Raw genomic sequence first — 19,826 nt, 5'->3', positions numbered from 1 at the left:
AGAAAGAGTGCGGGCGTTCAGCTTCACCGAGCCATAGGGATCTGGACAGCTTGCTGGTCACCGAACGGATCTTCGGCCCACTCGGCGCGGCCGTCCAGGCCACCCGTTTCATTGCCGTGGCTACCCACCCAGATCTGCAGGAGGAAGCCGACCGCATTGAGAACGCCGAGGAAACACTCGATGACACGATCAATGTCGATGACCCCCGCCTGGCACAAGTGGCTGCCGTGCGGCACGGATTCGAACTGATGCTGCACACGGCCATCGAGGAATCAGGTCTAGCACAGGGGGATGAAGCGATCTTCGTCGCCTGGGATGCGTTGCACCCCGCTATCACTAGTGAGGGTGAAGACGAGGTCCACCCAGACTCGGCCACGGAGCAAACGACCATGAGTGCAGTCGAGGCCATTGGAAAGATGCCCTACGGCTTCTCCCCCGCCCGCCTGCGCTGCATGGAATTGGCTGAAGAACTCGCCGCCAATGAATCGCCAACTTCTTGACTGGGATGACGTCCTGACCCTGAAGGCCTCTTCAAATATCCGGTGTGAACCACGATTCTTCTACACCACGGCCGGTGTTGGACGCATTAGGCTTGGACGTCCATGGCCGTGAAAACAACGAAGCTCGGGCGGGATGAGGATGGTTCAGAAGGCGACTGAAGATATCGAGGAACAGCAGGAACCGGATGTGCGGGTCTGCTTTATCGGCGACTCCTTCGTGGCCGGAGTCGGCGACGTCCGGCACCTGGGATGGGCTGGACGCCTGGCAGCGCACAGCCATGCACAAGGGCAAGCCCTGACCGCGTACAACCTAGGCATTCGCCGCGACACCAGCGCCGATATCTTCCGCCGATTCCTGGCCGAATGCACGCCGCGTTTGCCGTCCGGAAGCCACGCAGGGGTTGTGCTGTCCTTCGGTGTCAACGACACCATGAATGAGTCCGGCGCATCCCGAGTCGCGCACGAAGCCTCGATCGCCAATTTGCGCGAGATCTTAAAGATCTTGGACAAGTCCGGCTGGCCCGTGCTGCTCGCAGGCCCGCCAGCGGTCGAAGACGAGCAGCACAACGAACGCATCATTGCCCTCGATGCCTCTCTTGCGGCCGAATGCGAACTCCGCTCCGTGACGTACATCAGTGTTGTGCATCAACTGCAAAACAATGACCTATGGCGGCGCGAGGTACGCGACGGAGATGGAGCCCATCCTGGAGAGGGCGGATACAATGCACTGGCCGCGCTGTTGCGCCCGGCATGGGACAACTGGCTTATTAAACTGAAAACCCAGCGATCCAGTAGCTGAAACCACTTGACGGCAGTGCTGATCTCCGCAATGTCTCGATGTATCGGATCCTCGCGCTGCATCCGAAGCGCGCCGCAGGAATTACACGCCGCCTCTGCTGCAGACCGGTCTGCAGCGCAGTCCTGCAAGAGGTTCCGAATACAGCGCACCTGTTATGCGGCGCTAACTATGGCCAAATGATCACTGGACGCCACACCTAACGGGCTTGCAGCTGGGCAAGCGCTTGCGCAATCCTCATATGGGGTGTCCGCCTCAGCCAAGGCTCAGTCTTCAGGCTGAACTCATCCCTACCAAGCAAGGATCATCTATGGCTTCGGGCAGAGGGGCCATTGCGGGAAGAAGGGATTGAGGCTCCAACTTTGCCGCCGGGAACGAAGGTTTTCAAAAATACATACGCTGGGATCGCGGTTGGCCACAATGGTTTGCGCAAAGGCATGGGCCTCGACCTGCGAACAGCCGGCTCGCGACATTCAGTAAGAAACCGGCGACGCATTCTTCATCCACTTCGGCATCTAAACGGCGCTGTTTAGCCTTCGAAGCAGCGATCTACAGCTGACAATCGCTGTGCTGGTTTCAAAGGTTCGTCACCAACTTCTATGTGTGTCGGTCCTCGTAATGCGGGCCTCTCAAGATTCCCCATAGGGATTCGGTGTGGGCCGCGCAGACGGCTTCGGAACACGGCAGTCGCGACCGTTCCCGTAGGTGTTGTACTGGTTCTCAGCGATCGGTGTTTCTGGCGACCAGACACTTCAACGCGACGCCGCAAGCCAGGTGTACCGTTGGCTACGGAAGGGTTTTCGCGTACGCCTTCGATCTGGGGTGGTATTTTGGCGGCTTTCGTACTAATTCACGGTGGCGGTTCCAGCGCATGGGATTGGCATCTTGTCAGGCCGCTGTTGGAGGTATCGGGGCATGAGGTCATCGCAGTCGATTTACCCATAGAAGACAAGACCGCCGGGCTAGAGGACTACGTTCATGCAGTGACTGCAGCGGTGGGCGACGTCCAGCACACGATCGTGGTGGGCCACTCGCTGGGTGGCTTCACAGCGCCTTTGGTCTGCGACAAGCTCCACTCGGACGGACTCATATACCTCGCAGGAATGATTCCATCACCAGGTGAGACATTCACTGACTGGTGGACCAACACGGGTCATGACCTAGAAACAATAGATCCGGATACCCAGGCGTCGTTTTTCAACAACGTCCCGGAAGAATTGATGCACCAGGCGCTCGCCAAGGGACGTGACCAGCAAGGTGAATGGATGGCGCGGCCCTGGCCTGGACGGCGGCATCCGGCGGTTCCCACCCGGGCAATATTGTGCCGCGACGACCAGTTCTTTCCCGCGTCATTTATGAAACGCCAAGTACTCCAGCGGCTTGGAATCGAGCCGGTAGAAATTCCAGGTGGACACTACGCCACCTTGAGCAATCCAGACGCTGTTGCCAAGACGCTGATCGATTTCGCCCAAACAATCGCTATGACGCCGGGAAATTAACCTGGCTCAAAGACGCACGTACAAGTCTGTGCTGTCTGCCTTTGTCCCAAGACGCGTCAGTTGCCATGCCGCGAATCAAACCGTTGGCGAACAGCCCCTGTACAGGTTCCGCTTCGGGTTATGCCCGGCGCAAATCGAAGATACTCTGGCCACATGGTCTACAACACTCATCAGCGTGAAATTGCAGCCCCCGCTAGCGAAGTGGGATCGCTCATCGATTCGCTTGCCAGTGAGGACGATCGATTATGGCCCCGAAGCCAGTGGCCAGCAATGCGCTTGGATGGACCGCTTGGAGTTGGCGCAGCGGGAGGCCACGGGCCAGTGCGCTATTTCGTGACTGCATACGAGCCCGGCAAAAGGGTCGAATTTCAGTTCACCGGTCCTTCGGGCTTCAAGGGGCAGCACTCGTTCACTGCCACCGGCCTTACAGGCAACTCAACGTTGCTCCAGCACGAACTTTCCATATCACCACACGGAACGGCAATGCTTACCTGGCCACTGTTCTTCCGGCCCATGCACGATGCGCTTATCGAAGAAAGCTTGGATCGCGCCGAAAAGGAACTTGGTGTTCCGCCAGGTGCTCCACACCGTCGATCACTGTGGACGAAGATCCTTCGGGCACCTTTCGCCGCACGAATGACCCGCAAGTAGAAAGCCCTGTAAACGCTCCCACAACTCGGTCAGCTCGGCGTGCCGGCGACGACCGCAGCAGCCACCTCTTCGATGCCGTCCATGAGGTCCTGCAACCCAGGCTCCTCCAGAGGGAAATGGCCGCAACTGCGAAGTAAGCGGCCGGTGGCTGGGCCGGGCAAAGTTAGTAGGCTGCTCTCGCTCAGCGCTAGCGGGGTCCACTCATCAACCTCAGGGTGCATCAGATGAACAGGTACGCGCTTGGTGCGCGCTTCGGAGTGCGGATGCTGCATGTAGCTGGCGAGGAATCCAAGCGGAACCCATGCGCCACCGCCGCGGGCATCATCCGCGCAAAGCCGTCCCAGACCGGGATCACGACCCATGTTTCTGAGGTTGGCGATCCAAGAGATCCGCAGTGGGATCCGGGCAAGCGGACCGCGGACCAGTCTGAGCAGAGGCACAAAGGCCAGGGCTAGTGGGCCGAACCTCGTCATCGCCGAACGGGCGTTGGACTCCGTTGGGTCGAGAAGGCAGGTAGCGACTACGGCGGCCACCAAGTGCGATCGGGCAGCCGCCTCCACCGTGAGCATGCCACCTATGCTGGCTCCGAGGAGGATGACTGGGCGACCATCGTCTTCAACTGCGATGAGATCAACCAGCAGGCAGATCCAATCTTCATATTTTACTGTTCCGCGGGATTCCGTCGCCGTGCGGCCGTAAAGCGGCAAGTCGACTGCAGTCATATCGATCCCGCGACCAGCCAGAAGCGAGGCAATAGGCCAAAGCGCCCCGCCATGAGCTCCCGCCCCGTGGACAACAATCAACCGAACCGGGGCGTCAACATCGCGTAACCGCAGGAGGTGGACGAGGTGCTTTCTCCAAGGCCACCACTGTGAAACCGGAAGAATTAGTGATTCTTCTCTTGCCTTCGGCAGGAAGCGCGCATATTGCTCTATATCGATCTCGGCTGGACCATGCGACTGCATTGAGTCGGCCTTTCTAATCTCGGCTGATGCTCAATCCTTTCACAACTGACCTTCGGACTATTCGATGAAGATAATCATTTCTAGCGGCGACTGCAGTGGCCAGCTCCCGTCTGTCCCGCAGACGGTTCCCCGCGGCGCCGAGCTTCTCAGGGAGCGGTGACTGTCGAAGTGGACGGTGATGCCGAGCTGTGGGCAACCTCCGGATACAGCTCGGGCGGCAGACCGACAGTAAATCCGTCCTCACGAACCCCGATGCCGTCCAATTTCACGGAGTGGGCTTCGTTCTGGCTGCCGTCAGTTAGCTGGATAATTACGTGGCTTCCAAACTGTTCACCAACCACCACGCTCGCGTTCTGCGGGGTAATGCCCCGCTTGGCCAGAATCTCCCGTGTCTTGACGACCATTTCATCTTCCAAAACCCCTCCCGGGAAAGGGTGGGTGACTCGGCATACGCCGTCTCGATCGGCAGCATAGGCAGCGGTAACCAGGTCCTTGCCTGCTTGTTCCAAGGAGCCTACAGGCTTACGCCCGTCACAGGTGTCTCCGGTGTAGTCCCGGAACGCGGAACACCCCGTCATGACGCTTGTGCACAACACCAAGCTAATCATGCCCAGTCCGGCCGACTGGTATTTATTCGGGAATCGCACGCTTCGCCGTTCGACATCAATCATGCAGACCATTATCACCGTGACCATTTCCGGTTCGGTGCAATCACTCCGTGTCGCTCAACGGCGAAGACGGGGTATCCGCAGATGGTCTAGCGAATCCGCCTTTTTTCACTCGTGTCCGGGCCGACGCACACGCCTACGCCTAGCATGCACCTGCCAGCTATCCGAACCGCAGTTCTGCAAAACCGCTGCTTCAGCCAAGCCGGAAAGTCGCAGACGCTAAACTCGTGATATGGCTGAAAAAGCGAAGAATGTCGAAGAGTATCTTGCAGCGCTCGATCCCGCGCGCCGGGCAGAACTCGAACGGATCCGTGCACTTGTAACGCATCTCGTGCCGGACACTGAAGAGACCATAAGTTATGGGATGCCGACACTCAAATATATGAACCGGGCGCTGGTGTACTTCACCGCATCTAAGAAGCATATGAGTTTCTACCCCTCCTCCTGGGCCATCCAGGAACTGAAGGAACAGCTCAAGGACTACAAGACCACCGAACACGCGATCCAATTTACGCTGGACAACCCCCTGCCGACGCGTTTGGTCGAAGATCTCGTTCGCGTGCATCTGCGTGAGATCGACGCCAACAGACAATAGGAAAAAGGGCCAATGGCGCTCTGTTTTATGGGACGTTCGTTAGCTGACGCTATGCAATGAGCGATTCCAGACGGCATTCACCAGCCGAAAGCCCTGACCCTTCACTGGCCTCGCCAAGATCCGCCAAGGAATTATTGCAGATAGCTTCTGACGATTCACCCGTGGATAAGTCGTTCACCAACTTGTCGGTCATTTGAATGTTCTGGGAACCAACACTGTCCCAAATCATCGGGTCAATCGAGCATCCAGCCAGCGCAGCCGCGAGCGTTTCGGCTGAAACTCCGTATACCGCTCTCAAAATCGTTTTCACATTTCAATTTTTCCGTCTTGCCTATCCCGCGTGCGCGCTAACGGTGGGAGGTGTCAATTGATGACCCACCGGATCCACCCGAGAGCCTGCTTTCTTGGCTACACGACCAGTCGGGAGGACAGCGTCGCTCTCCGCACCACTCTTGGTGCGGCACCTCGATGGGAGGTTCAAATCGTTGGAGAACTGGTGCTCGCTGAGCTAACTCAAGGTCCAGTCAAAGGCTGGAGTTATTTTCAAAGATTCTCCGAAAAAGAGAGTAACGAAGCCGATGGGAAGTGCAGCAAGCTATACACAGCCTCGAACCGATGGCGAGCCCAGTGGGAAAACCATCGCGCTGGTCTTGGTTCTCCCGAGTCGAATACCAACATGTGCAAGAGACATAGAAACGAGAATTGACTAGACGTTGCTAGTAGCGTGTCGCAGGAGAAACGGATACTGTCGTAGGTGTGGCCGATCCCATGCTTTTGGGGTTTCGATGCCCTGACGCTTGGGGAGGAACGGTTCAGCCTTTATGGCGAGCCACACGTGTCCTATAAATAATTCGATTCCTCCAATAAAGGAAGCATTCATGAATACCCCTTCCACGCGAATCCGCAAGATCGCCACCGTCGCCGCAGCTCCCCTAGCCATATTGATTGCCGGAACGATGGTCTGGCAAGGATCTCAGGCCGCTTTCACCGCCTCCACCCGGAACGCCGGCAACGCCTGGAGCACCGGCAATGTCGTCCTCACCGATGACGACCTGGGCGCAGCCGCCTTTACGGTCGAAAACATTGTCCCAGGCCAAACCGGCCAGAAATGTATCGTGGTCACCTCCGGCTCCAACGTCCCGGGCGAGGTCCGCGCCTACACGCAGAACCTGATCAGCGCCAAGGGCCTGGAGGACCGGATCCTCTTCGATCTGGAGCAGGGCACCGGCGGCTCTTTCAATGATTGCACCGGCTTCACGCCCACCGCCAATACCGTCCCCGAATTGCCGCTCTCCGAGTTGTCCACAAGAAACAATGATTTCGCGTCCGGCGGGGCGCCATGGATGACCTCCGGCACCCCCGGAGAGACCCAGAGCTATCGCGGGACCTGGCGTTTTGACACCACCGGCATGAGCCAGGATGAAGTCAATGCGCTGCAGGGTGCCCGCGTGGGCATCGACCTGGTCTGGGAGTTGCAGTCCGACGAATCCCCCACCGCTCCGTAATCACAGATCACGGCAGCCATAACCTATGAACCGGGAGGAATCCGGGTCCGCCCGGAAGTCCGCCCGGTGGGGTTCGTTGTTTTCCGCTGACGGCTGGGCCCTATTTCTTGCGTGCCTAGCTTCGCGGCTGTATTTGGGCGTGATGTTGAGCCTGGCTCTAATTGCGATGCTTCCTGCCCTGCTGGGTTGGCACGGCACCGTGGTGCAGAGCGGTTCCATGGAACCTCATATCAGCGCCGGCGATGTGGTGCTCGCGGCAGATTTCGAAGCCGCCCAACAAGTTCCGGTTGGTGGAGTTGTGCAGTTCACCAGTCCCGCGGAGGCCGAGCCGAGCGGGGTGGAGAAAACCCGGCTGCACCGGATCGTTGCCGAGAACCCGGATGGAACCTACGTCACCGCGGGCGATGCAAACGTCGAGGTGGATAGCACCCCTCTGGTGCGCGAACAGATCACCGGTCAAGCTCGGCTCCTGATCCCCGCAGTGGGGCTGCCCGGACTGTGGCTGGGCACCGGGAACCTCGCCCCGCTCGCATGGTGGAGCGTGCTAACGCTCTTGGCGATCGTCATCGCCGTATTCGGCACGCGTACACCCGACGACGAAGAAGATGACGACAACCATGACGACGAGGAAACGGATGAGACCAGCCCGCCGCCCCGCGACCGGTCACGGCGCTGGAAGACCGGTGCCGCTTTCGCCATCCTAGCCGCCTTGACGGCCCTCGTGCTGGCCACCGCTACGAGCTTCTCGTCCGCGGCCTTTACGGCTTCCACGGCAAACGCCGCCAACACCTTCACCGCGGCCTCCGACTGGAACCCGCCCTCGGTCTCCATGTCGGACCCCGGGACCACCATCCGGGGCAGCGTCACGCTGGCCTCCGACGCCAACGACGCCGAATCGGGCATTCGCTCCGTAGCAATCCAATATCTGCCTTCCAACGGTTCTTGGACCACGCTGTGCACACAGGAAGTCCCACCCTATTCGTGCACTTGGGATACCCGGAACGTGCCGGACGGGAATTACGCGCTGCGAGCCGTAGCCACGGACAACTCGGGTCTCAGCACCACTTCATCCACGATCCAAACTTCGGTGGCCAATAGCTTCTCCGTAGACCTCGCGGCTCCCAATGATGTCGTGCGCGGCAATGTGGAGCTCAATGCCACGCTTAATAGTCTGGGCAGCACCCCATACGCCGTCCGCGTGGAGTACTCCCCGGAGGGCGCCAACAGGTGGAGCACCCTATGCCAAATGCCGGCGTCCCCATATAAATGCGTCTGGCCCACCGGCAACTTCTCGAATGTCGCCTATGACCTTCGAGCCGTGGCGGTCTCTGGGGGCACCTCGACCTACTCTGAATTGGTCGCCGACATCCTGGTGGACAATGTGTTGCCCACCGTCACCATGAGCGATCCGGGTACGCCATTGCGCGGCACCCAGACCTTCGCAGCCACAGCCGCGGATACGCACTCGGGCATCGAGAAGGTGCAGCTCCAGTACGCCCGCACGGGCACCAGCACCTGGACGACCTTCTGCACGCCCACCGAGGCACCCTACTCCTGCCGATTCAACACCACAACGCTGGCCTCCGCTTCCTACGCATTCCGGGCCATCGCCACAGACCAAGCCGGCAACAGCACCACCTCGGCCGTCGTCGCGAACAGAATTGTGGACAATACCGTATCCTCGGTCTCAATGGAGAACCCGGGTGACTATCTGACTGGCATTGCCACCCTTACTGCGTCAGCGAACTCAACGGCCGGCGTGAACAACGTGCGCATACAAACCTCCCCCGCCGGAACTAACACCTGGACAACGCGCTGCACGCTGGCCTCGCCACAAAACTCCTGCGACTGGGACACACGGATCGTGGCGGACGGGCTGTACGATTTCCGTGCCATCCTCACCGACGGCACGGGCAAGGAAACGATCTCCGCCCCGGTCACCGGCGTGCGCATTGACAACCGCCCGCTGCGCGGCGTGGATATTCAGGCCGCAAACGGCTCCGGCGTTTCGGGCAGGCTCGATGCCGGGGACACACTGGCATTCACCTACAGCCAGCAGGTCAACCTAGCTTCGGTCACCCCCGGCTGGACCGGCAATTCCCTGCCAGTGACGCTCCGCCTTCGCGACGGAAATGTCCAAGGCCTTGGCACCGGCAACAACGGGGACACCGTGGACGTGCAGCGTCCGGGTAGCTCCGTAAATCTGGGCTCGGTAAATACGAAGAGCAATTTCGCCAAGAACAACAAGACCATCACGTTCAACGCCACCATGTCGGCCACAACCGTCACCACCGCCGGAGTCCCGAGAACCGTAGTCACAGTGACCCTTGGAGCTCCAATAAACTCGAGTGGCAGTCTCCGCACTTCAACCGCGGCCACCGCGATGGTGTGGACGCCAACGTCCTCCGTCACCAGCACCACCGGGGTGCCTTCCTCCATTGCTCCGGTTACCGAAAGCGGAACCCTCGACCGAGATTTCTAAGCACAAAAGTGCCGGTGCTACTCCCTTTGAGGAGGAACACCGGCACCTACGCTATGGGCCTCGGACCGAAACCCAGCGTTATTATTACTTCCGACCGAATCTACGCAGTCTAAGTGAGTTCGCAACGACCAGCACCGAGCTCGCGGCCATGGCGGCACCTGCAATCATTGGATTCAGGAACCCAAGGGCCGCCACCGGAATGCCGGCGGTGTTGTAGAGAAATGCCCAGAACAAGTTCACCTTGATGGTTCCCAGAGTTTTGCGGGAAAGCTCGATAGCCTGCGCAACCTGGTCGATGTCATTGCCCATGATGGTGACATCCGCGGCTTCAATCGCGACATCCGTACCGGAACCCATCGCGATACCCAGGTCTGCCTGAGCCAGCGCCGGAGCGTCATTGACGCCGTCACCGACCATGGCCACTACCCTGCCTTGCTCTTGCAGCTGGCGCACGGCTTGGGCCTTGCCCTCGGGGAAGACATCTGCGAACACGTCTTCCGGTGCGATACCAACTTTCGCGGCAACTTGCTGAGCTACCGCCTTGTTGTCACCCGTGAGCAATACCGGACGCAACCCCAATTCCTTCAGTCTTGCAATGGCGGCAGCCGAGGAGGCCTTGATGGTGTCGGTTAGATTGACGAATCCAGCGAAGGAGCCATCCACGCCGATCATGATCGAGGTAGCGCCGGTGCGCTGTGCGGTTTCCAGATCCCCTCGTTGCTGCGCGGTGAGTTCGATTCCATTCTCCTGAAGCCAGCTTTCACGGCCGGCCACCACGGTTTGTGCACCCACCGTTGCCCGCACGCCGCCGCCCGCGGCGGAGACGAACCCGGTAGCCACGGCCAAGGGAGCATTGTCGCGTGCCGCTTCAACAATTGCTTGGGCAATCGGGTGTTCAGACCCCGATTCGGCAGCGCCGGCCAGTGCAAGCAGCGACTCTTCGTCAAATCCCTGTGCCGGAGTACTAGAGGCGACCGCAAGGTTACCCTCGGTCACCGTGCCGGTCTTATCCAGCAGAACAGTGTCAACCTTGCGGGTATCCTCCAAGACCTGTGGTCCACGAATCAAGATGCCCAGCTGCGCTCCGCGTCCAGTACCAACCAGCAAACCGATGGGAGTCGCCAGCCCCAAGGCACAAGGGCAAGCAATGACAAGCACTGCCACCGCTGCGGAAACGGCCGAGCCCATGTCACCGGTGATCAGCAACCACAGAACGAAGGTGGTCAGCGCAATCACCAGTACAATCGGCACGAAGACCGCGGAGATGCGGTCCGCAAGTCTGGCGATCGGAGCCTTGCCGGTCTGCGCCTGTGATACCAGGCGTCCCATCTGAGCCAGCGTGGTGTCCTTGCCAACGCGGGTAGCTCGAATAACCAGAGCACCAGAGGTGTTGATAGTTGCGCCGGTCACGGTGTCATCCGGACCAACTTCCACGGGCACCGATTCTCCGGTGACCAGTGCGGTATCCACCGCTGAATGCCCTGAGACAACAAAACCGTCAGTGGCAATTTTCTCGCCAGGGCGCACAATGAATTCATCGCCCGGAATCAATTCGGCTGCTGAAATCTTGGTTTCAACGCCATCACGGATCAACGTGGCTTCCTTGGCGCCCAGATCCAGCAAGGTCTTCAGCGCGTCTCCGGCTCGTACCTTAGCGCGGGCTTCCAACCAGCGGCCGAGCAGCAAGAACGTCGCCACAACACCCGCGGTCTCGAAGTACAGCGCATGCTCGCTCATGGCCATGCCGACGTGGGCCGTGATATTCGGATCCGCAATCAGCTGCCACAGTGAGTAGAAGTAAGCGGCAAGTACACCGATGGATACCAGAGTGTCCATAGTGGAGGAGAAATGCCGCGCGTTGATTGCCGCGGCCTGGTGGAACGGCCACGCTGACCAGAACGTCACCGGCGTGGCAAGAGCCAGCGCAACCCAACCCCAGTGTGGGAATTGCGCGCCGGGAATCATTGAAATAATGAACAGCGGGATGGTGAAAATCGCCCCGACGATGAGACGTTTCTTCAGATCCTGGCCAGCTTGTGCGGAAGGCTTGTTTTTGCGCGGAGACTCAAGGGATCTCGCCGTGTCGGCGGATTGCACAGCCCCGGTCTGGGAGCGGGCTGACTGCTCAGCGTACTGGTCAACCTTGAGGTTCGCCTTGTAGCCGGCGGACTCGACCGTTGAAATCAGCTCTTCGTCCGTAATGCCCTCAGGAACCGTCACGCGAGCAGATTCCAACGGAAGATTTACCAGCGCCTCGACGCCTTCTAGCTTCCCTAACTTGCGTTCGACTCGACCCACGCAGGAAGCGCAAGTCATTCCCTGAATATCCAATTCAACGACGCGTTGGTTGGCGGGGAAGGCAGTTTCCTTACTCATGATTCCACTTCTTTCTCACTCCTCCGGCACCGGGCCCATTTACCTTGGTGGGCTCTGCCTCGGGGTGGGGATTTAGGCTCCCGAGGAAACGAGCTTGTAGCCCGCTTCAACGACAGCCGCTTCGAGAGCCGAGTTCGCGACTGGTTCGTTGGTGGCGATGGTAGCGGTAGAGGCTCCACCGACGACGAGGTCAACCTCGACATTGCTGACGCCCGGGATCTCCTGAAGTTCTTCGGTCACTGAGGATACGCAGTGGCCACAGGTCATGCCTTCGATTTTCAAGGTGATGTTGTTGCTCATGACGTCCTCCGTATTTGTTGTTTTGCTATTTGCGTCTTCATCGTTCGAACTACATCCGCAGCAGCCTGAATCGTTGCTCATTAATTCCTCTCCTAACGGGACTGTGAAGGATCTTTTCAGCATCGAACAACCCTACTCATCCAACAATCAGCCCGTTTCAGCCTTCAGGGCGAAACATTGCGCTAGACCGATCCGGCCAGAATCTCATGCAGCCAACATTGACCAGCTCATTTTGCGTACCTTAAACATATACCCCTATAGGGTGTATGGTGAAGTACCCCCATAGGGTATTGAACTTGGCAGGATTCTCAATATGACACTTGACGGAACATCCGAAGAGCTCGGCAATACGCTAACAACATCAAGACTCAACATCTCTTGAGATCCAGGCCGAGACAACACTGGACAGTAGCTTCCATTCAGCATGCCGAAAGAGCCTGCAAAAAACCTAGTTCACGATTTGCAATCTCACCGGGAAGCAACGATACGGAAACCAGGTTGCCACGATCATCTATTCAAATCGTTTACTTCTTGCCCGTCACCAAATCCGCAATATGCGCAATGGGCGAGGTCTTCGTTCCACCTTTGGCTTCGCCACGGTCCGCCAACCCATAGGCGGCATAGAGCCCCTTGGTGGCCATCCAGCGCAGCGGTTCAGGTTCCCACTGCCGCGCCTTGTGATTGACCCAAGGCAAATTGGTCAGCGCGGTCTCTTGGCCTAAAACTAGGTCACGCAGTGTCCGTCCGGCGAGGTTGGTGGTGGCTACACCGGTACCCACATATCCCCCAGCCCAGCCGATTCCAGTTCGTGGATCCATGCCAACAGTTGCAGCCCAGTCTCGCGGGACTCCCAACACCCCAGACCAGGCATGATCGATTGCCGCTTGTTTCGTTTGCGGGAATAGTCCGTGCAAGATTTTTCGCAGTCCGGCAACCGTCGCTTCGGGCGTATTCCCATCAAGGTCGGTCCGAGACCCGAACCTGTACGGAACACCGCGACCACCAATGGCAATCCGATCATCGGCAGTGCGTTGGGCATACATGTAGACATGGGCGAAATCACCAAGCACTTCGCCTTGCTTCCAATTAACTTCGTCCCAGAATGCCGCATCCAATGGCTCGGTAGCAATCATCGAAGAGTTCATCGGTAACCATAAGCGCTTGTGGCCTTTAAGCCCCGCAGTAAATCCCTCGGTCGCACGGATGATGAAGTCTGCGGCGACGGTGCCGCCTTCAAAATCCAACTGGTGAGAGCGGATCTCGTTTACCTTCGTATTCTCGAATATTTCCACGCCCATTGATTCGACTGCTTGAGCCAAACCGCTCACTAGTTTTGCCGGTTGGATCCGGGCAGCATGCGGATGCCAGGCGGCGGCAAGGGTGCCCGCGATTTTAATCTTCCGTGCAGCTTCGGCGCTTTCCAGGAGCTGCACTCCGGCATGCTTCCAATTCTTCTCAGCAGCCACAAAGGCTCGCAGCCGCGCTTCTTGCGCGGGATTGTATGCAACCTCGAATTCGCCACCCTGCAAGATGTCAGCGTCAATTTTCTCGACGGCGCAAACCCGCATCACCTCATCGATGGTCTGGTTCATTGCCAACTGAAAATCGTCGACCGCACGCCGGCCATGGGATTCCACATATTGCTCGCGCCCGCCGGTAATGGTGTTGGTCAGCCAGCCGCCGTTCCGACCGGATGCCCCGTACCCGATGTGGCGCTGCTCCAAAATAGCGATGCGCAGTCCTGGAGCTGCTTTCTTCAAGTAGTAGGCGGTCCACAGGCCAGTAAAACCTGCGCCCACAATTGCCACGTCGAATGCATGGGATCCGCGCAGACTTTCACGAGGGGTGGGCATTCCCAGGCTTTCCCACCAATGAGAGACGTGACCATTGATCATGTGATTCCTTCGCTCTGCAACGAATAAATGAACCACACTCACTTCATGGCTCCGAAATCACTCTAGAGTCACGCGCCCAGCACTGGCAAGGGTACAAAAAGTTATTCGGAAAGTTCCACGTGCGCGCCCGGTGCCGGAGCGCTGACCATCATGGTGGCGACCCCTACCTCGTCGCCAAGCTGCGTCATCACCTGCTCGGCATGATCGGCATCGCGGACCAGCAACGCCAAAGTCGGCCCCGAACCGGAAACCATAGCCCGTAGCGCTCCGGCGCCTTCGGCAAGATCCCGCACGGTCCCAAGCTCCGGCGCCAGCGCCAAAGATGCCTGAGTTAGGTCATTGACTAGAAGTTGCGACAAAGCTTCGGAATCGGATTCCATCAGCGCTTTTATGACCTGCGGATCAACCTCTTGAGGAACCTCAACGCTCTGCCCGGCGCGCAGCCGGTCGAGCATCGAATAGACGCGCGGGGTCGATAAGCCAAAGCTGGCCGGGATCAATACCCACTGCGTCTTGGCACGCGTCAGCAAGGGGGCGAGCTTGTCTCCGATGCCCAGGCCGATGGCCGCACCGCCCATGAGCGCAAAAGGCACATCGGCGCCGAGCCGGGCGCCAAGCCGGCCCAGCTCTTCACGGTCCAGCCCGGTCCCCCACAGCTCGTTGCAGGCCACGAGCGCAGCAGCGGCATCCGCGGAACCGCCGCCCATCCCGCCGGCGATCGGCACTCGCTTGGTGATGTGGAGGTTTGCACCCAAAGTGCAACCGGTATGCTCGCGTAGCAGCTCGGCAGCTTTCCACACGAGGTTGCTTTGGCCCAGTGGGAAATTTTCGGGATCGGCAACTACGGGTGAGCCTGGTTCTAGGCTCAGCTGCAGTTCGCCGTCTTCACGCAGCGTGGCTTCGATTTGCTCCAGCAGAGATACCGCGACATACAGGCTTGCGACCTCGTGGTAGCCGTCCTCACGTGGTGGACCCACCCGGAAATAGCAATTAATTTTTCCCGGTGCGGTGGCAATGACGCGTTGTTTAGCCATCGTTAGTCTTCGGTCTGGCTAAGCGCCGGCACCGTGTGAGCCGCACGGGCGATCGAGATGAATCCGTCCACGTCCAGCTTCTCCCCGCGTTCCTTCGGGTCTATGCCTGCAGCGCGCAGGATCTGCTCGGCACGAGCGCCGGATCCGGCCCACCCGGACAGCGCAGCGCGCAGCGTCTTGCGGCGCTGGGCGAACGCAGCGTCAACGATGGCAAAGACTTCCTTGCGGTCAGGTGCGTCGCTGCGATCCTTGTCGCGGGTGAATGCCACCAGGCCGGAATGGATTTTGGGGGCTGGCCAAAAGACGTTCATGCCAATCACCCCGGCCTTGCGCATGGTGCCGTACCAGGCGCCTTTGACCGAGGGGACACCGTAGATCTTACTTCCCGGCGTCGCGCACATCCGGTCGGCGACTTCATCTTGCACCATCACCAGTCCATGGGTAATGGATTCGAAATGTTCCATCAGGTGCAGCACCACAGGCACCGCAACGTTATATGGGAGATTCGCGACAAGCGCGGTGGGATTACCCGGAAGCTCGGTGATCTTCATGGCATCGCTGAGGATCACCGTCAGATCCTCTTCACGGCCTGGACGGAGTTCGGCCATGGTATGCGGCAACCGCTTCGCGAGCGGCGGGTCGATCTCCACGGCGACCACCTTTGCGGCGGCGTCCATGATACCGAGGGTCAGCGAACCGAGGCCCGGTCCGACCTCGAGCACGGTCTCCTCTGGGGAGACATTCGCGGTGGCCACAATCCTACGGATGGTGTTTCCGTCGATGACAAAATTCTGCCCGAGGGTCTTCGTGGGACGAATCCCAAGCTCCTCGGCCAGTCGACGGATTTCGGTAGCCCCAAGCAGTGGCAAAGATTCCTTAGACATCACACCTACAATTCTAGTTCAGCGCACAAGGACTGCTGACGCGACGCGACGCGCCCACCCGAATAGGGTGGACGCGTCGCATCAAAAGTTCTCTACTGCTTAGCGCAGTCCAAGCTTGGACGAGCAGTGTGGCCAGTGGCCCCATCCGCCGTTAGCCCGCAACTTCTCAGCAGTTGCAATCTGTTCCTGTGGGCTGGCCTGGTGAGGCAGCGGCGCGTACTTCGTTCCGCCGGCTCCACGCCATGACGAAGCGGAGAACTGCAGCCCGCCATAGTAGCCATTACCGGTGTTAATCGACCAGTTGCCACCGGACTCGCACTTGGCCAATGCCGCCCAGGTTGACGAGATGCTTCCGGTTGGAGCCTTGGTCTTGGAGTCTGAGCTCTTTGAATCCGAGCCCTCTGAGTTCGAGCTTGATTCTGGCTTCTTGGTTCCGACCCGAATGACCTCTGCGACAGGCTTCTTGGTGACCTTGGACTTCAGGACTTCTTCCTCGCCCTTTTTCCCATTGCGGGTTTCCTGGCGAAGGGTTAGCTCTCGTTCGCCCTTTTCACCCTCGGTCTTGACCTTGGTCTTGCCCTTTTCGAGCTTCGAATCCTCAACCTTCTCGGTATCAAAATCGATATCTCGTTTTTCATCCCAAGTCTTCACCGAAACGACGATGACCTCAATCTTGGTGTCTTCCTCGATTTTGGTACTGGTCTTCGCGTCCTTGTCGGTGTCTTTACCTACCTGAACGTTGACTTCGTCGTCCTTATCGAGCTTGACCTTCTGTTCATCGAGCAATTCCTTGACGGTCTGCGCGGTGGTCGAAACGGTCTGCTTCTTCTTGTCGACAAGCAGAGTCACATCTTTAGGTGTGATGATCTCAATTTCATCGCTGAGGCTGACGAGCTCGATATCTTCGCCGAGGGAAATTTCGGACTTTTCATCCAGCTTCAGTTCATCCATGACATCCGCTACGGTCATACCGGTGGTGTGCACAACACGGTCGGTACCGTCGATGCTAACCTGGACCGACTTATTCCGGCTGATCTCAATGCGCTGCTCATCGGAAAGCTCCGAACTTGCAGCGACGCTCATCTCGTCGCGTTCGTAAACGCTGATGCCTTCCTGCTCGAGTGCATCCTGAACAGTAGCTGCGCGGGTGGTGAAAGTCTGCTCGTCACCATCAACGGCAACGGTCACGGACTTCTGGCCGGAAATATAAAAAACGGCTCCGGCAATGACCACGGCGACAGCCACGGCTTGGGCCAGATATTTGACCCAGCTTTTTTTGAGCAAGTGCATCACGGTAGTGAGATCCCCATCGTTTGTCGGTCGAACGCCAGGAAGATACTCCCGGTAAATCTTGCTCAACCTTGGCGGCCATGCCGCCTGTATAAAATTTGGCCTGCGCGTCACCCGATCTGCGGATGCCCTGAAGCTACCCGGAAATATGGCAACGCCTTATGCTGCGACCGGCTCAAGGCGCGCTCGCAACTCAACGCTTTCCAGCAATCGTAACCGAATTGTAATAATTGGCGCAACCTTTATATGTCGGAAACCACACTCGGCGGTACTACAATGCGCCGTACGCTGCACCCGTATTCGAGGCTATCTGCTCGCATAATCCAGCTAATTCAACACCCCTAGTTTGCGCCATGAAGCGGACGGTGTAGGGGATCATATAGCTCGCATTCGGACGCCCACGGAATGGGTGCGGCGTCAAGAATGGTGCATCCGTTTCCACAAGCAATAACTGTGGGTCTGCTAGGCGTAAGGCCTGCTGGAGGTCCGTCGAATTCTTGAAGGTTACCGTCCCCGAAAATGACATGTACCAGCCGTTAGCGTTGCAGATCCGCGCAAGCTCCGCGTCACCAGAAAAGCAATGGAAAACCACGCGCTCAGGCAACGGCGCATCTTTCAAGATCCGAACCACATCATGGTGTGCATCACGGTCGTGAATTTGGACTGCTTTGCCGTGTTCCACCGCGATCCGGAGATGCTCTCGGAACGAGGTTTCTTGAGCCAGATGGCCTTCTTCACCGGTGCGGAAGTAATCCAGGCCGGTCTCACCGATGGCTCGCACTCGCTCGTTTACTGCCAACGCTTCGATTTGCTCAATAGCAAGTTCAAGCTCACCCCGTTCGGCTAGGCGTGCGGCATCATTCGGGTGAATAGCAATTGCAGCCAAGATATTCGGATAGTCGTTTGCGACCTGCACTGCGAATTTAGACGATTCAACGTCGCAGCCAACCTGGATCAGTCCCTCCACGCCGACCGCGGCAGCGGCGTTAAGGGCTTGTTGCACGCTGGCATTTACTGAACCACCATGGAAATCCAGGTGCGTATGGTTGTCGATCACCGGTACCGGCAGCGGTGCGGGTGCCTCCGGATAGCGGGCATTTCGTTTGTTTCCACCCTTTTCCGCCTTAGCCGAGCCTGCGGGTTCCCCGGAATGCGAAGAAATCAGCTCCGCTGCCGGACGGTACCCGTCGGGAATCCCAGAGAAATCGGCTTCGCTCATCTGCGCACCGGGCCTTTCATGCTAAATAGTGTCAGTTCCTGGCTCCGATTCTTCCACCACCGGGACACCGGAAGAGAATCAGCGTAGTTAGAAGCTATTAGTGGAGAAAAGAACCCCATATGATGTGAACACAAGTTAAGGGATTTGCTTAGCGTGTCAACGACAACCTCGGCACGATAAGTTGCCCAGCCAGGAGGATGCGCATGAGTGCCCACCCAACACTCCCTTCGGTGGATTCGACGTTTAGCTCGAATTACCAACGGATGTTTGATGCTGTGCAGACAGTCATCACAGGTAAGCCCGAAGCAATTACGAACACCATCGTGGTGCTCCTCGCGCAAGGGCATCTACTTCTCGAGGATGTTCCCGGCGTCGGCAAGACCATGCTCGCCAAGTCCTTGGCCCGTAGCGTGAACGGAACCGTGCACCGTATCCAGTTCACACCGGATCTACTGCCCAGCGACGTTACCGGCGTCTCGGTTTTCTCCCCGCAAGATCATAAGTTCACTTTTCATCCCGGCCCGATCTTTGCAAATATCGTGATCGCGGATGAGATCAACCGCGCAAACGCAAAGACTCAGTCTGCCCTCCTTGAGTGCATGGAAGAGCATCAGGTCACCGTCGACTCAATTACCCACCCCTTGCAGAAGCCCTTCATGGTTGTTGCCACACAGAACCCCATAGATTCTGAAGGAACTTTCGCCTTGCCGGAGGCTCAACGGGACAGGTTTATGGGTCGAATTTCCATGGGTTACCCCCATCGCGAGGCTGAGATTTCCATGCTCACCAGCCACCATGTCGCAGAACCGCTTGACTCATTGCGCTCAGTTCTTGAACTAGGGCAACTACGGCAAATGATTGAACAAGTGAGAAAGGTGACTGTTACTGATCGTTTGAGTGGCTACGTCGTTGATTTGGGCCGGGCAACCCGAGAGCATCCGCATATTTCATTGGGCGCCTCACCTCGTGCGCTCGTCCAATGGGTCCGCGCTGCAAAGTCTCACGCAGCGATCAGCGGGCGAGATCATGTTTTGCCCGAGGATGTGCGTGGAGTTGCCGAGATGTTGCTCTCGCACCGGCTCATTCTGACTCGCAGGGCGCTCTCTGAAGGCGTGGAACCCGCAGCTTTGATTCAGGAGCTTGTTTCCGCCACACCAGTCGGATAGG

18 protein-coding genes are annotated in these 19,826 nt (G+C 58.3%); 8 read left to right on the top strand and 10 right to left on the bottom strand.

All coding sequences use genetic code 11. The features are described 5' to 3' along the window. The first annotated feature begins 50 nt into the window (after positions 1-50). The 4 genes from LG294_RS03775 to LG294_RS03760 all read left to right on the top strand — a co-directional run bounded on the left by LG294_RS03775 (position 51) and on the right by LG294_RS03760 (position 3,446). Entirely contained in the window at positions 51-500 is a 450-nt protein-coding gene (locus LG294_RS03775) for a hypothetical protein (protein ID WP_404289644.1), read from the top strand. Between the two features lie 139 nt (positions 501-639). Then, on the top strand, positions 640-1,299 hold the full coding sequence (locus LG294_RS03770) for a GDSL-type esterase/lipase family protein (RefSeq protein WP_404289642.1): 660 nt from the start codon (positions 640-642) through the stop codon (positions 1,297-1,299). 779 nt (positions 1,300-2,078) lie between these two features. Beyond that, on the top strand, positions 2,079-2,795 hold the full coding sequence (locus LG294_RS03765) for an alpha/beta fold hydrolase (RefSeq protein ID WP_404289640.1): 717 nt from the start codon (positions 2,079-2,081) through the stop codon (positions 2,793-2,795). Positions 2,796-2,948: 153 nt separating this feature from the next. After that, positions 2,949-3,446, top strand: a complete 498-nt coding sequence (locus LG294_RS03760) for a hypothetical protein (RefSeq protein ID WP_404289638.1) — start codon at positions 2,949-2,951, stop codon at positions 3,444-3,446. Positions 3,447-3,475: 29 nt separating this feature from the next. Here LG294_RS03760 and LG294_RS03755 read toward each other — a convergent pair whose 3' ends face one another. Then, complete coding sequence (locus LG294_RS03755; RefSeq protein ID WP_404289636.1) at positions 3,476-4,411, bottom strand: alpha/beta hydrolase; 936 nt, start codon at positions 4,409-4,411, stop codon at positions 3,476-3,478. A 146-nt stretch (positions 4,412-4,557) separates the two neighbouring features. Beyond that, positions 4,558-5,082, bottom strand: coding sequence for a hypothetical protein (locus tag LG294_RS03750; protein ID WP_404289635.1), 525 nt, complete (start codon positions 5,080-5,082; stop codon positions 4,558-4,560). Positions 5,083-5,311: 229 nt separating this feature from the next. Here LG294_RS03750 and LG294_RS03745 point away from each other — a divergent pair, with 229 nt between their 5' ends. Further along, positions 5,312-5,674, top strand: coding sequence for an iron chaperone (locus LG294_RS03745; protein ID WP_404289633.1), 363 nt, complete (start codon positions 5,312-5,314; stop codon positions 5,672-5,674). Positions 5,675-5,723: 49 nt separating this feature from the next. On the opposite strand, the gene LG294_RS03740 is transcribed toward LG294_RS03745, so the two are convergent. Continuing rightward, positions 5,724-5,984 carry a hypothetical protein gene (locus tag LG294_RS03740; RefSeq protein WP_404289631.1) on the bottom strand — a complete coding sequence of 87 codons (261 nt, stop codon included), beginning with the start codon at positions 5,982-5,984 and terminating at the stop codon, positions 5,724-5,726. A gap of 568 nt (positions 5,985-6,552) precedes the next feature. Between LG294_RS03740 and LG294_RS03735 the strand changes: the two genes are divergently transcribed. Both LG294_RS03735 and LG294_RS03730 read left to right on the top strand, forming a co-directional pair. Next, a complete protein-coding gene (locus LG294_RS03735; RefSeq protein ID WP_404289629.1) occupies positions 6,553-7,179 on the top strand; it encodes a hypothetical protein in 627 nt (208 codons plus the stop codon). A 25-nt stretch (positions 7,180-7,204) separates the two neighbouring features. Beyond that, positions 7,205-9,661, top strand: coding sequence for a S26 family signal peptidase (locus tag LG294_RS03730; RefSeq protein WP_404289627.1), 2,457 nt, complete (start codon positions 7,205-7,207; stop codon positions 9,659-9,661). Positions 9,662-9,745: 84 nt separating this feature from the next. Here the strand turns inward: LG294_RS03730 and LG294_RS03725 are convergent, their stop codons facing one another. From LG294_RS03725 to LG294_RS03695, 7 genes are all read right to left on the bottom strand, one after another. After that, positions 9,746-12,037: a heavy metal translocating P-type ATPase gene (locus LG294_RS03725; protein ID WP_404289625.1), complete on the bottom strand. Its 2,292-nt coding sequence runs from the start codon at positions 12,035-12,037 to the stop codon at positions 9,746-9,748. 72 nt (positions 12,038-12,109) lie between these two features. Then, entirely contained in the window at positions 12,110-12,337 is a 228-nt protein-coding gene (locus tag LG294_RS03720) for a heavy-metal-associated domain-containing protein (RefSeq protein ID WP_404289623.1), read from the bottom strand. A 524-nt stretch (positions 12,338-12,861) separates the two neighbouring features. Next, positions 12,862-14,232, bottom strand: coding sequence for an NAD(P)/FAD-dependent oxidoreductase (locus tag LG294_RS03715; protein ID WP_404289621.1), 1,371 nt, complete (start codon positions 14,230-14,232; stop codon positions 12,862-12,864). A 101-nt stretch (positions 14,233-14,333) separates the two neighbouring features. Beyond that, positions 14,334-15,266, bottom strand: coding sequence for a 4-(cytidine 5'-diphospho)-2-C-methyl-D-erythritol kinase (locus LG294_RS03710; protein ID WP_404289619.1), 933 nt, complete (start codon positions 15,264-15,266; stop codon positions 14,334-14,336). Between the two features lie 2 nt (positions 15,267-15,268). Further along, positions 15,269-16,150 (bottom strand): 16S rRNA (adenine(1518)-N(6)/adenine(1519)-N(6))-dimethyltransferase RsmA, encoded by an 882-nt coding sequence (gene rsmA, locus LG294_RS03705; protein WP_404289617.1) that lies wholly within the window; start codon positions 16,148-16,150, stop codon positions 15,269-15,271. A gap of 99 nt (positions 16,151-16,249) precedes the next feature. Beyond that, positions 16,250-17,440: a transglycosylase family protein gene (locus LG294_RS03700; protein ID WP_404289615.1), complete on the bottom strand. Its 1,191-nt coding sequence runs from the start codon at positions 17,438-17,440 to the stop codon at positions 16,250-16,252. Between the two features lie 271 nt (positions 17,441-17,711). Further along, complete coding sequence (locus tag LG294_RS03695) at positions 17,712-18,659, bottom strand: TatD family hydrolase (RefSeq protein WP_404289613.1); 948 nt, start codon at positions 18,657-18,659, stop codon at positions 17,712-17,714. 203 nt (positions 18,660-18,862) lie between these two features. On the opposite strand from LG294_RS03695, the gene LG294_RS03690 reads away from it, so the two are divergent. After that, complete coding sequence (locus LG294_RS03690; protein WP_404289612.1) at positions 18,863-19,825, top strand: AAA family ATPase; 963 nt, start codon at positions 18,863-18,865, stop codon at positions 19,823-19,825. Position 19,826: the final 1 nt, after the last annotated feature.

The organism is Glutamicibacter arilaitensis (assembly GCF_044793945.1).
GTDB lineage: Bacteria > Actinomycetota > Actinomycetes > Actinomycetales > Micrococcaceae > Glutamicibacter > Glutamicibacter arilaitensis_B.
Note: the sequence above shows the minus strand (reverse complement) of the source record. Positions and strands in the feature narration are given on the sequence as shown.

Bases quoted from the DNA above. Each gene is read 5' to 3' on its own strand.
- LG294_RS03760 (WP_404289638.1), top strand. From the start codon at position 2,949: ATGGTCTACAACACTCATCAGCGTGAAATTGCAGCCCCCGCTAGCGAA.
- LG294_RS03735 (WP_404289629.1), top strand. From the start codon at position 6,553: ATGAATACCCCTTCCACGCGAATCCGCAAGATCGCCACCGTCGCCGCA.
- LG294_RS03770 (WP_404289642.1), top strand. From the start codon at position 640: ATGGTTCAGAAGGCGACTGAAGATATCGAGGAACAGCAGGAACCGGAT.
- LG294_RS03695 (WP_404289613.1), bottom strand. From the start codon at position 18,659: ATGAGCGAAGCCGATTTCTCTGGGATTCCCGACGGGTACCGTCCGGCA.
- LG294_RS03755 (WP_404289636.1), bottom strand. From the start codon at position 4,411: ATGCAGTCGCATGGTCCAGCCGAGATCGATATAGAGCAATATGCGCGC.
- LG294_RS03690 (WP_404289612.1), top strand. From the start codon at position 18,863: ATGAGTGCCCACCCAACACTCCCTTCGGTGGATTCGACGTTTAGCTCG.
- LG294_RS03745 (WP_404289633.1), top strand. From the start codon at position 5,312: ATGGCTGAAAAAGCGAAGAATGTCGAAGAGTATCTTGCAGCGCTCGAT.
- LG294_RS03730 (WP_404289627.1), top strand. From the start codon at position 7,205: ATGAACCGGGAGGAATCCGGGTCCGCCCGGAAGTCCGCCCGGTGGGGT.
- rsmA (WP_404289617.1), bottom strand. From the start codon at position 16,150: ATGTCTAAGGAATCTTTGCCACTGCTTGGGGCTACCGAAATCCGTCGA.
- LG294_RS03750 (WP_404289635.1), bottom strand. From the start codon at position 5,082: ATGATTGATGTCGAACGGCGAAGCGTGCGATTCCCGAATAAATACCAG.
- LG294_RS03710 (WP_404289619.1), bottom strand. From the start codon at position 15,266: ATGGCTAAACAACGCGTCATTGCCACCGCACCGGGAAAAATTAATTGC.
- LG294_RS03700 (WP_404289615.1), bottom strand. From the start codon at position 17,440: ATGCACTTGCTCAAAAAAAGCTGGGTCAAATATCTGGCCCAAGCCGTG.
- LG294_RS03725 (WP_404289625.1), bottom strand. From the start codon at position 12,037: ATGAGTAAGGAAACTGCCTTCCCCGCCAACCAACGCGTCGTTGAATTG.
- LG294_RS03715 (WP_404289621.1), bottom strand. From the start codon at position 14,232: ATGATCAATGGTCACGTCTCTCATTGGTGGGAAAGCCTGGGAATGCCC.
- LG294_RS03720 (WP_404289623.1), bottom strand. From the start codon at position 12,337: ATGAGCAACAACATCACCTTGAAAATCGAAGGCATGACCTGTGGCCAC.